The following is an 11,143-nucleotide window of genomic DNA, read 5'->3' on the forward strand; positions in this document are numbered from 1 at the left end:
GATTCATAATAAAAAAAGTTCCGTTATCAATTTAACGAAACTTTTTTAAGTTTATTGATGATTTTGCTTAATTAAAGAAAGATTGAATCCAAGCAATGAACTTTTGGAACCATCCAGACGCTTGTTGTTCGGCCTTCTTAGCAGAATCACTATTAGCCCATTCCTTAGCCTTATTCATCAAGTTACCGCTTGAGTTTTTAACGTTATTAATGGTATTCGAAACATTGTTAACGTATGACTTGCTGGATGAAATTGGGGAATTTTGGAATGTCACTAGTGAATTAACGATCTTATTTTGTTGTGACTTTGTGGTTTGATCATCAATTCCGCGACTCTTTAAAGCCCGATCCAACATGTTTTGGATATCTTGCTTTGTTGCCAAATCATTGTTATTTTGTTTTTTCTGCGCAATTTGTTTGGAGACATCCCCCACAGCAGCCATCAACTTACCAGCGTAGTTCTTATCATTACTGTTGGCATCGATTGCATCTTGTGTAGCATCCATGACGGAATTAGCAGCACTAGTATTTTGCGGGTTTAACTGGTGCCCATCCGCTGCGAATGCTTTATAAACCCCTGTCAAAGCAGATTCTCCAGATACAGGTCGGTTAGCGGTCACGTTAATTGTAATATCCGTCACCCCTGCCATCTGAGCAACCATGGCATACTGTTGAGCTGTTACCTTTGTAATATTCGATTTACCATTATACTTCCGAATATTGACCTTGACCCCAGAACCAGGATCAGTTGGTGTAATCGCTACTGATGAGATCATTGCCGCATTAGTAGTATTATCACTACCAATGTATTGCCGATAATCGTCAGCGGTTGCTGTTAATTTTTTGAAGTTTGAATCAACATCCATCGTATCATTCAGGTCAGTATACACACTCTGGGGAGCCCCTGCACCATAAACAACGTATGAAGATGTTAAAGTTGAAGTATTATTGTTGCTGGCAGAATTAGTGGTTTGCTGGTCTGCCATCACAGCTTGGGCAGGAACGATTGCGGCTGCCCCAATGGTTGTAGTTAATAACGCTAAAGCGATCACTTTAGTTGTAATTTTCATTGATGTATCCTCCACGATTTTAATTATGTTTATTATAACCTAATCGTTGTTATCATTTTATGAAGTCTACTATTTCTTAACTATTTTTAGTTTCCCTTATGTTTCTGATCTTTAAGCGAGTCGAGTTTAAAAATCGGAATTTGGTGGCCAGACGGCTGTGGGGTCGACTTGGACTGACCACTCGAATAATGATGCTGTTCATCAAATTGACGAAGTGCAGCTTGAACAGCCTGAGGAGTTTTCAAATTCTGATGATCCCAATTACTTAGAATTCGGTCCATATATTTAAAATTATACTTGCCGTTAAGCACTGTCTCTCGCAAGGCTAATTTAATGACTTCAATATCATAGTGGTCCTGGTCAATCCAATCATTAACAAGACTCATCTCGATTGGGTTAAGCATCCGTCCAAACTCCGTCTCCAACATCGTAAATAATTTTTGGCGTTCATTTTGAGTTTGTTTTTGTTGCTTAACATCTTCACCATTCTCCACCAAACGCGTCAATTTATGAATCAAAGGTGAAAAATCGTAGACTAGTGATTCTTTTCCATCATCACTCTTTTTCATTTTTTGAACCATCAACTTATCCTTAACCATTTGGTTAATGAGGTCATAAACTTGGTCTTCACTAGTTCCCAAGTGCTCTGCAATTTGTTTAACCGCTGGATCGCCTTGACCACGGTCAATGTATGATCGTAATTCTAAATAGACCATTAATTCTGATGTTGACATTCCAATTTGATGATAATGGTGCAGTAAAATATTACTAATGGACGTTGAACCGGCATTAATATATTTTTCAATAAAATCCATCAGCGTTCCTCCTTCAGTAAATCAGCAAATAAGGCCCCAATGACGTCGAAAAAGTCAGTGGAGCCTTTTTTATTGTAATTGTATATTAAGGGTAAAGACGGTTTAACATCCGTGGGAATGGAATGGTTGTCCGCAAGTGATCTTGGAGGGTTACCCAACTGATGAACCGTTCTAGTCCAAGACCAAATCCAGAGTGCGGAACTGAACCATACTTACGCAAGTCCAGGTACCATTCATAGTCTTTTTCATCAAGGCCCGCATCCTTAACAGCCTTTAATAAAGTATCATAATCAGTTTCACGTTCAGATCCACCGATGATTTCACCATAACCTTCTGGTGCCAGAAGGTCAGCACATACATAAACATCATCACGAGTTGGATGGTTCTTCATGTAGAATGGCTTAATGCTCTTTGGATAGTTTAAAACAAAGACTGGCTTGCTAAAGTGGTCAGCTAAGAATGTTTCTTCTGGTGATCCGAAATCGTCACCCCATTGAACATCCATGCCACTTTCTTTCATCAAATTAATGGCTTCGTCATAACTAATCCGTGGGTATGGCGTTTCTGTAAATGGACGAAGGGTTTCCGGATCACGTCCAAGAATTTGCAGTTCTTCACTGCAATCATCAATTAACTTCTGGATAAGAAAAGCAATGTACTTTTCTTGAACTTCCAGACTTTCATCTTGGTGCATCCAGGCCATTTCTGGTTCAATCATCCAGAATTCAATCAAGTGCCGACGAGTCTTTGACTTTTCAGCCCGGAAAACTGGACCAAATGAATAAACTCGATCTAAGGCTAAGGCACCGGCTTCTTCATATAATTGACCTGATTGAGACAAGTATGCATCTTGTTCAAAGTACTTTGTATGGAATAAGTCAGTGGTACCTTCTGGTGCATTCCCCGTCAAAATTGGTGGGTCGATCTTTGTGAAACCATTATCTGCGAAGAACTCATAAGTTGCACGAATTACTCGGTCACGAACCTTCATCATTGCCCAAGGCTTCTTAGAACGTAACCAGAGATGACGTTCGTCAAGCAAGAAGTCAATTCCGTGTTCCTTATTACCAATGGGGTAATCTTCACTTTCATCTACTGGTTGAATATCTTCAATTTGGATTTCATAGCCAAATTTAGAACGTGAATCTTCATGAATTTCACCAATAACATAGAAGCTGCTTTCTTGACGCAGATCATGTTTTGCCAAATCAAAGATTTCAGGAGCAACTTTATTCTTTAGCAAAACGCCTTGAAAAAAAGCAGTCCCGTCACGTAATTGCAAAAAGGCGATCTTTCCGCTTGATCGCTTGTCTGTTAACCAAACACCGATGCGCACCCGTTCGTTAACGTGTTGTGGTGCATCTTTAATCTTGATGGTTTCCATTATCTTTCCCCCTAATATTGAGATAACAATTATAGGTTATCAATTTGTTGGACGAATTGTCCAGTCTTAAAGTTAATTAAATCATAACATAAAGCACCTTTTTTATTAATATAGGTGACTTCCCAAACAACTTTACTATTAAAGTATCCTGGAGCTGACCGTAAAATCCGTCGTGGATTTTCTTTATTGCGCACCGTTGACAGTGCCTGTTGGCTAGTAATTCCTTTAGACTGCTTAATTACGCTAATGTTGCCGCCCTTTTCAGGAATCATTACCAAGACTTGTTGTCCATGACGATTTTTCCCCGTGACTGTGTAATAAGTTTTCTCACGATTATAAACATAAAAGCCATTCGGGTTGTTTACGTGAGCGTACTTTTTAGCCATTGCGTAAGCCTCATGTCGAGCCTGGCTTCGCGGATGATTTGCAATTGCAAATGAAATCCAAAGAACCAGAATGACGGCTAAAATGGTCAGTATCACGCGTCGGAATATTTTAATACCATTAATACGATTTTGTTTACGTTGAACGTCTCGCCGACTTTGCATGCGTCTTTCCTTCCTCAAACAAGTAAACTTTTGTTATTATACCAAATCTATTGGTTATTTGTATGCTGATGATCCTGTTTTAGAAATTTTTTTACCAGTTGAGCAATTTGGTTTGTTTCTACAGCACTCACCTTTAAATCATCTGGCAAGGCCTTAATAATTGTTTTTCCATAACGCCGGTGATCCAATCGTGAATCTAACACTACAGCAACCCCGTAATCATCAGGAGTTCGCAGTAGTCGACCAATTCCCTGTCGTAAACGGATCGTCGCTTTAGGTAATTCAGAACTATAAAATGGATTTTTACCATTCCGTTTTAGCAATTGGTGTTCAGCCTTGGTGAAGGCCTCGTCAGGCGCATCAAACGGTAACCGGGTCACAATCAGTAGTTGGAGCTGGTTATTTGGCAAATCAATTCCTTCCCAGAAACTGCTTGCCCCTAATAGAATTGAATTTGTTCCGGTGGCAAATTGCTTCAGGATCTTTTCACGACTGCCATTGATTCCTTGCGCCAATATATCCCGTTGATTGAATAAATCAGTTCGTCTGAGCAAACTATATACTTGCTCAATTGTCACCAATGAATTAAATAAAATCATAGTTTGACACTGATTTTCCTGAGCAATTCGATAAATACTCTGACTGAGGTAGTTAATGTAGTCATGATCATTGTCATCATTTGGCATGATGGCATCCTTTGCTATAAAAAGACGTGCATTATTTTGGTAGTCAAATGCAGGTGGGAACCGCTTGCTCTTGACATTAGTGGTATCTAAGTCTAGTTGCTGATATAAGTAATTAGAGCGACTCGAAGTAAATAATGTCGCACCAACAAATAGCTGCCGATAGAAATAAGCATACACATTTTCCCGCAAATAATGATTGGTCACCAGCAAGCCACCCATCAATCGCATTGTGCTGCGTTCACTAGATTGACGGACATTAAGCCAGTACACTGCAGAATCACTGTCATTACGTAACGTTTGAACCATCGAGCGTAACTGCTCATCAATTTTGAGTAAGACACTCATTTGGCTGGCAACCTGATTCATGATGTATCGATCGCTACTCAACCAACTATCCATCCGCGCCCGAAAGAGGTGTTCCAATGCTGTAAAATGCAATTTCAGGCTTGCCAATGCTTGCTCAAAGCGCATCATCAACGGCTCGTCTGGCGATAACAAATCCCTTAGTTGTTCATTATCTACTGGCTGTTCAATAAAATCTTCCACGCTATCAATGTTAACGTCTTTAAGGAATTTTCCATACAGTTCTTGTTGTAAATCTTCCAAGGATGCATGAACTTCAACTAGGTCATCACGCATCAATTCAATGTTGTAGTTTCCTAATGGTAGCTTGTCAAAAACCTGAGCAAGGGTCTGCTCATCATCACTTGAGATCAGCGTTTGCAACTGGTTAACAGTGAATGAAGCTTTTTGAAAGCTAATTTCATCGCGAGAATTTTGTAAAACACTTCTGCTCAGGTGCTGTGCCTCATCCACTACTAAATAGGTTAACGGACTAGTAGCACCTAGCTCTTGCGCATGAGCAACCAGGTATGAATGATTAGTAACGATAATGTTAGCGGCCGCAACTTTCTTTTGCCGACGCACTAAAAAGTCATCGCGAAAAAGCGGATCATCTTTGGAGAGCGATTGTACTCCGTGATGACGAATTTCTGTGAAATAAGGTGACCGTTGTGAATTAAGGTTTAATTCATCTAAGTCCCCGGTAGTCGTCTTCAATAACCATACTAAAATTTGCGCCTTAATAAGCTGAACCAATTGGGAATCTTCATGCACACTTAGTGAGTGGATAAATTTACTAAGGTTTAAATAGTGTGAGTTACCCTTCACTAGTACCGCTGACATTTTAAACGGCAGCACACTATTTAATTGATCCATCGGTTTTTGAATTAATTGGGTTTGCAAAATATTGGTTGCTGTACTAACCACAATTTTATGTTGAGGATATGTTAAATAACTCAACGGCAGCAGATATCCTAATGTTTTACCCATTCCCGTACCAGCTTCAATCACCAGTTGATTATTGCCATCACGGCTAAAGTGATTATAAATGGCGTTCATCATTTTAGACTGGGTTGGTCGATAATCTAAATGGTTTTCATAAAGGCGTTGCTTTTGTCGTTTAGTTTTCGGGTAAGCTTTCTTTTTTTGATCATCAACAACCAGTGGGCGTTCCTTATGAAGAGCCACTCCACCACTAACGTATAAATCGTCACTTAGCGGTTGATGATGTGCTTTTCGCCAATCTAATTCACGTTCAAACATGCGGGCTGTCTGAAATGGTAAGTTCAAATGCAAATCTACTAATTTTTGGAGTGTAATTGTTGGTAATTGCCGCAAACGTTTAATGAGGTCAACTAACAACACCCCCGTTGCTTCGGCATCGGATACTGCACTGTGCGGATGATCATGCTCAATATGAAGATAATTAGTTAGGTCTCGCAATCGATAGCTTTTTGCGGTTGGCATTAAAATTTGGCTGAGCGTTACCGTGTCGATGGCTGTAATCCTTAGAGGATCGCGTCCCACCCGTTCCAGTTCATGATTCAGAAATGGAAAATCAAAGTTAACGTTATGCGCCACAAAAATGGTGCCGCTTAATAGGCTTTCAACCGTCTGTGCAACATCATCCAAAAATGGCGCTTTTGCAACATCTTTATCAGTAATTCCAGTTAACTGTTGAACGCTACGGGGAATTTTCATTAATGGATTAATTCTGGTTTCAAATTGGTTGATTACTTTACCATCTTGAATTAAGACCAGTCCAATCTGAATAATCCGGTCACCATTTTTAAAACTGGTTCCGGTTGTCTCCAGATCCACCACTGAATAAACCGGCCCGCGTCTCCTTTGCTTAGTTTTCATTGTTAATAATCCCCTCTGGTCAAGTTAATTATTATGTGAAATATTTTCCGTAGAAGATACTGCTTTTATAATACTATTTAATTTGACTCTTGACCATTCCAAAGAATTATTAAGGTTGAACAAAGATTGGCTGTTTACAACAGTTTAATGTTAGAATGGTGGTTGGACTTTTTTTAGAAAGTGGGTTGAAATAATTGGCCATGCAAAAAATTGGAATTGGGAAGAGTCATGCCAAGATCATCTTAATTGGTGAACATAGTGTTGTTTATGGTCAACCGGCCATCGCACTTCCCCTCCCCAACGTGACCACCAAAGTCACAATTGCTGAAAATCATGAACAAGAAAAAATGATTCAAAGTCGCTATTTTAATGGTCCGCTCAATCAACTTCCTGAGCAAATGGCAGGAATTCGAAAACTAATTAGCCAGTTGGTAAACCATTTTAATGGAGCTGCGGATCATTGGACTGTTACAATTACTAGTGACATCCCTGCAGAACGGGGAATGGGCTCATCGGCTGCGTGTGCTGTTGCAATTGTACGTGCGATCTTTGATTACTATCAATCTCCATTAGACCGTGAATCACTATTAAAATGGGCCGACGTTGAGGAAGAAGTTACTCACCGTAGCCCAAGTGGTTTGGATGCAGCAACCGTTAGTTCCAGCAAGCCAGTTTGGTTCCATAAGGGTGAAAAAGGAACCCTCATCGATCTTAACCTCGATGCAACCATGGTAATTGGTGATACTGGAATTAAAGGCGCAACCCGCGACGCAATTACCGCAGTTAAAAATAGTTTAAGCAACCATTATGATGAAACTAACTCATTAATTGAACACCTCGGACAATTAACTAAAGATAGCAAGGAAGCTATCAGTAATAATGAGGTGGCTACACTGGGCCGTAAGTTGACGGCTGCTCATCATGATCTGGAAAAATTAGGGGTTAGTGATGAGAAATTAAACTTACTGGTTCAATCCGCACTCGATTCTGGTGCCTTAGGTGCAAAATTAACAGGCGGCGGTCGTGGCGGTTGTATGTTTGCCATTACCAAGTCTGCCCTTGGAGCGCGAAAAATTGCCAGTATCTTAAAAGAGCATGGTGCTACTGCTACATGGATTCAACCATTTAATAAAGGGGAAATATTATGAAAGTAACTGCCCGTGCACATACGAATATTGCACTTGTTAAATACTGGGGAAAAAAAGATCAGCAATTAATTATTCCACAGACTGATTCCCTCTCTTTAACATTGGACAAATTTTATACGGATACCACTGTTGAGTTTCAGCCTGAACTAAAGCATGACCAATTAGTAGTTGACGGCCAGGTGTTTGCCCCGAAGCAAATGAAAAAGGTTACGCGGGTTTTAGATCGAGTTCGTGAACTTAGTAATCAAACACTGTATGCATCAGTTAATTCGACGAACCATGTGCCAATGGCAGCTGGTTTAGCCTCTTCAGCATCCGCCTTTGCTGCCCTTGCATTATCAGCTAGTCGATCAGCTGGTTTAACGCTCAGTGGTCGTGACCTGTCTAGATTAGCACGTCGCGGATCAGGTTCTGCTACACGATCAGTCTTCGGCGGATTAGTAGAATGGCACGCCGGTCATGATGACCAAAGTTCATATGCAGAACCGATTATGGAAAACGTTGGCTTTGATATTGAAATGCTGGCAATTTTGATTGATACCAAGCAAAAAAAGATTTCCAGTCGAGGCGGAATGCAGTCCTCAGTAGAAACATCACCATTCTACCCAGCTTGGCGCGAGGTGGTGGCTCACGATATGGTCGCAATGAAGCAGGCCATTCAAAATCACGACATTGATCAAATCGGTCATTTAGCAGAAGAAAACGCAATGCGAATGCATGCTCTTACTTTATCAGCTGATCCAGACTATACATACTTCGATGGCGGCACTATTCAGGCGATGAACCTGATTAAAGGCTTGCGTAATCAGGGAGTAAACTGCTATTATACGATGGATGCCGGTCCCAATGTAAAAGTCATTTATAACCAGCGGGATCGTGAACGGATAATTAATGCTCTTGCCCCCTCCTTTGGTGTCAATAACTTGGTTGTTGCTCAACCTGGGCCAGGAGCGCACTTACTATAAAACGATTTGGAAGGATTTAAAAAATTGATTACAGAAAAAGCACCAGGCAAACTTTACATTGCAGGAGAATATGCTGTTGTTGAAAACGGCTTTCCGGCAGTTCTAGTTGCCTTGAACCAATTCGTCTCTTGTACCATTGAGGCATCAACCAATGGTGTGGGACAAATTATCAGTCATCAATACCAAAACAATGCTGTTCAATGGCATCGTCAAGGCGACCAAATGGTTGTCGACAAACGTGACAACCCGTTCTCATATATTCTTTCGGCAATTCAAGTTACCGAAGAATATGCTCGCACATTGAACAAACAGCTAGCTGTTTATGATCTTCATATTGATAGTGAATTAGACAGTGCTTCTGGTAAAAAATATGGTTTAGGATCGTCAGCAGCCGTTACGGTTGCCACTGTAAAAGCCCTTTGTCGTTTTTACAATCTACCCGTAGATAATGATAAAATTTTTAAGTTAGCCGCAATCGCCCACTTCTCTGTTCAAGGAAATGGTTCACTGGGTGATGTAGCAGCGTCCGTTTATGGCGGATGGATTGCATATCATTCATTTGATCGTCAATGGTTAGCAGAACAACGGAAGTTTTTAGACCTGACCACACTGTTGAGTTTACCTTGGCCCAATTTAAAAATTGAATCACTGAGTGCTCCAGCCAACCTCGCATTAGTAATTGGTTGGACAGGCAAACCTGCTTCAACTTCCCAATTAGTTGATAAGATTTCCCTTTTCAAAGCACGTGAACAAGATAAGTATCACCAGTTTTTAAATGCCAGCCGTGAATGTATCCAGCGCATGGTTGAAGGGTTCCATGAAGGAAACTTGAACACAATTAAACAGGAAATCCGTTATAATCGCTCCCTACTCCAACAACTCGGTGAGCGATCAGGAGTTCAAATTGAAACGCCAGTTCTGAAACAATTATGCCAAATTGCTGAAAAATTTGGTGGTGCTGCCAAAACATCCGGTGCTGGCGGTGGTGATTGTGGGATCGTCGCCATTGACGGTCACGCTGACCTCAACGCGATGATTGAAGAATGGACAAAGCAACACATCGAACATTTACCACTGTCCGTTCATTTTATTAACAATATTCATCGCTACACAATTAATCTGAAATAAACTGACGGGAGTATCATACATGAATGTGCAACATGCCAATCGTAAAAATGAACACCTATCATTAGCAGAAAAGTTCTATCAAAGTGCTCACCACATCGATCAATTTGATCAAATCCGATTAGTGCCTAATGCACTCCCTGAAATGTCCACTAATGAGGTTGATCTTAGCACAAATGTTGCTGGTCTTGACTTTCAGTGGCCTTTTTATTTTGAAGCAATGACTGGTGGTTCACCGCAAGCCAAAGTCATCAATAATGCTTTCTCAAAAGTTGCTCAACAAACCGGTTTAGCAATGGCGACTGGTTCCTTGTCAGCAATATTTCGGGTTCCCGAGTATAATGACTCTTTTTCAATTGTGCGAAAGAATAATCCAAAGGGACTTATTATTGCAAACTTAAGTGCGAACGCGACTGTAGAAATGGCACAAAAGGCCATTCAACTTATTGATGCTAATGCTCTAGAGATTCACCTAAACGTTGCCCAAGAAATGGTCATGCCTGAAGGAGAACGTAGTATCCATTGGATTGATAATATTCAACGATTAGTACAGTCCCTATCTGTCCCCGTGATTGTCAAGGAAGTCGGCTTTGGACTGAGTAAAGAAATAATTCAAAAGCTGCAAGCCATTGGAGTCCAAACCGTGAACGTATCTGGTCGCGGAGGAACTAACTTTATTCAAATCGAAGATCGTAGAAATCACGCGCATGATTTTAACGATCTGTACAATTGGGGATTAACTACTCCAGAAGCGCTCTTCGAATCCCACGCAGTCAATACCATTAACATCATTGCTTCCGGTGGAATTGCATCCCCACTTGATGTGGTCAAGGCTGGTGTACTTGGTGCCAAAGCAGTTGGTGTGGCTGGTTTCTTTTTACATCAGTACTACAAGAGCGGCGAGGATGGATTACTAGCTAGTGTCCATAACTGGCAAACAGAAATCACTCGCATTATGACCATGCTGGGTTGTCATCATTTTGCAGAGTTACCAAAAGTACCATACGTATTAAAACCTGAACTGCTTAGTTATGTTCAGCAACGGAACTTAAAATAAAAGGAATTGTGTCATTAGTCAGACTACAATCATTAAATACGAACAGCGCAGTACAACAATGGGGCCTAGCACTCGGTAAACCGAACGCTAGGCCCCTATTGTTGCTTGCGGGGGCGTGAAAACGAAGTCGTAAACGACTTC

Annotated in this window: 9 protein-coding genes; 4 read left to right on the forward strand and 5 right to left on the reverse strand. The window is 40.8% G+C overall.

Annotation, left to right across the window (positions count from 1 at the left end; translation table 11 throughout):
• Nucleotides 1–67 precede the first annotated feature (67 nt).
• The 5 genes from H5975_RS00410 to H5975_RS00430 all read right to left on the reverse strand — a co-directional run bounded on the left by H5975_RS00410 (nt 68) and on the right by H5975_RS00430 (nt 6,707).
• Nucleotides 68–1,069, reverse strand: a complete 1,002-nt coding sequence (locus tag H5975_RS00410) for a DUF1002 domain-containing protein (protein ID WP_178661620.1) — start codon at nt 1,067–1,069, stop codon at nt 68–70.
• Between the two features lie 86 nt (nt 1,070–1,155).
• Complete coding sequence (locus H5975_RS00415; protein ID WP_178661622.1) at nt 1,156–1,884, reverse strand: DnaD domain-containing protein; 729 nt, start codon at nt 1,882–1,884, stop codon at nt 1,156–1,158.
• Between the two features lie 85 nt (nt 1,885–1,969).
• Complete coding sequence (gene asnS / locus H5975_RS00420; protein ID WP_178661624.1) at nt 1,970–3,268, reverse strand: asparagine--tRNA ligase; 1,299 nt, start codon at nt 3,266–3,268, stop codon at nt 1,970–1,972.
• Nucleotides 3,269–3,297: 29 nt separating this feature from the next.
• The gene (locus tag H5975_RS00425; protein WP_178661626.1) at nt 3,298–3,816 is read right to left on the reverse strand and encodes a DUF5590 domain-containing protein; all 519 of its coding nucleotides are present in this window, start codon (nt 3,814–3,816) and stop codon (nt 3,298–3,300) included.
• Between the two features lie 47 nt (nt 3,817–3,863).
• Entirely contained in the window at nt 3,864–6,707 is a 2,844-nt protein-coding gene (locus tag H5975_RS00430) for a helicase C-terminal domain-containing protein (protein ID WP_204784425.1), read from the reverse strand.
• Between the two features lie 200 nt (nt 6,708–6,907).
• Here H5975_RS00430 and mvk point away from each other — a divergent pair, with 200 nt between their 5' ends.
• Genes mvk through fni form a run of 4 tightly spaced genes read left to right on the forward strand, consistent with a single transcriptional unit; the run spans nt 6,908 to nt 11,002 of the window.
• Complete coding sequence (gene mvk / locus H5975_RS00435; protein ID WP_204784432.1) at nt 6,908–7,855, forward strand: mevalonate kinase; 948 nt, start codon at nt 6,908–6,910, stop codon at nt 7,853–7,855.
• Nucleotides 7,852–8,820 carry a diphosphomevalonate decarboxylase gene (gene mvaD, locus H5975_RS00440; protein ID WP_204784426.1) on the forward strand — a complete coding sequence of 323 codons (969 nt, stop codon included), beginning with the start codon at nt 7,852–7,854 and terminating at the stop codon, nt 8,818–8,820. Before mvk ends, mvaD begins: the two co-directional genes overlap by 4 nt.
• Before the next feature lie 24 nt (nt 8,821–8,844).
• Nucleotides 8,845–9,948 carry a phosphomevalonate kinase gene (locus tag H5975_RS00445; protein WP_204784427.1) on the forward strand — a complete coding sequence of 368 codons (1,104 nt, stop codon included), beginning with the start codon at nt 8,845–8,847 and terminating at the stop codon, nt 9,946–9,948.
• A gap of 19 nt (nt 9,949–9,967) precedes the next feature.
• Nucleotides 9,968–11,002: a type 2 isopentenyl-diphosphate Delta-isomerase gene (fni, locus tag H5975_RS00450; protein ID WP_204784428.1), complete on the forward strand. Its 1,035-nt coding sequence runs from the start codon at nt 9,968–9,970 to the stop codon at nt 11,000–11,002.
• Nucleotides 11,003–11,143: the final 141 nt, after the last annotated feature.

This window comes from Limosilactobacillus coleohominis (assembly GCF_016901675.1).
GTDB lineage: Bacteria > Bacillota > Bacilli > Lactobacillales > Lactobacillaceae > Limosilactobacillus > Limosilactobacillus intestinavium.

Excerpts from the sequence above, each read along its gene's own strand:
- H5975_RS00410 (WP_178661620.1), bottom strand. The coding sequence starts at position 1,069 with ATGAAAATTACAACTAAAGTGATCGCTTTAGCGTTATTAACTACAACC.
- H5975_RS00415 (WP_178661622.1), bottom strand. The coding sequence starts at position 1,884 with ATGGATTTTATTGAAAAATATATTAATGCCGGTTCAACGTCCATTAGT.
- asnS (WP_178661624.1), bottom strand. The coding sequence starts at position 3,268 with ATGGAAACCATCAAGATTAAAGATGCACCACAACACGTTAACGAACGG.
- H5975_RS00425 (WP_178661626.1), bottom strand. The coding sequence starts at position 3,816 with ATGCAAAGTCGGCGAGACGTTCAACGTAAACAAAATCGTATTAATGGT.
- H5975_RS00430 (WP_204784425.1), bottom strand. The coding sequence starts at position 6,707 with ATGAAAACTAAGCAAAGGAGACGCGGGCCGGTTTATTCAGTGGTGGAT.
- mvk (WP_204784432.1), top strand. The coding sequence starts at position 6,908 with ATGCAAAAAATTGGAATTGGGAAGAGTCATGCCAAGATCATCTTAATT.
- mvaD (WP_204784426.1), top strand. The coding sequence starts at position 7,852 with ATGAAAGTAACTGCCCGTGCACATACGAATATTGCACTTGTTAAATAC.
- fni (WP_204784428.1), top strand. The coding sequence starts at position 9,968 with ATGAATGTGCAACATGCCAATCGTAAAAATGAACACCTATCATTAGCA.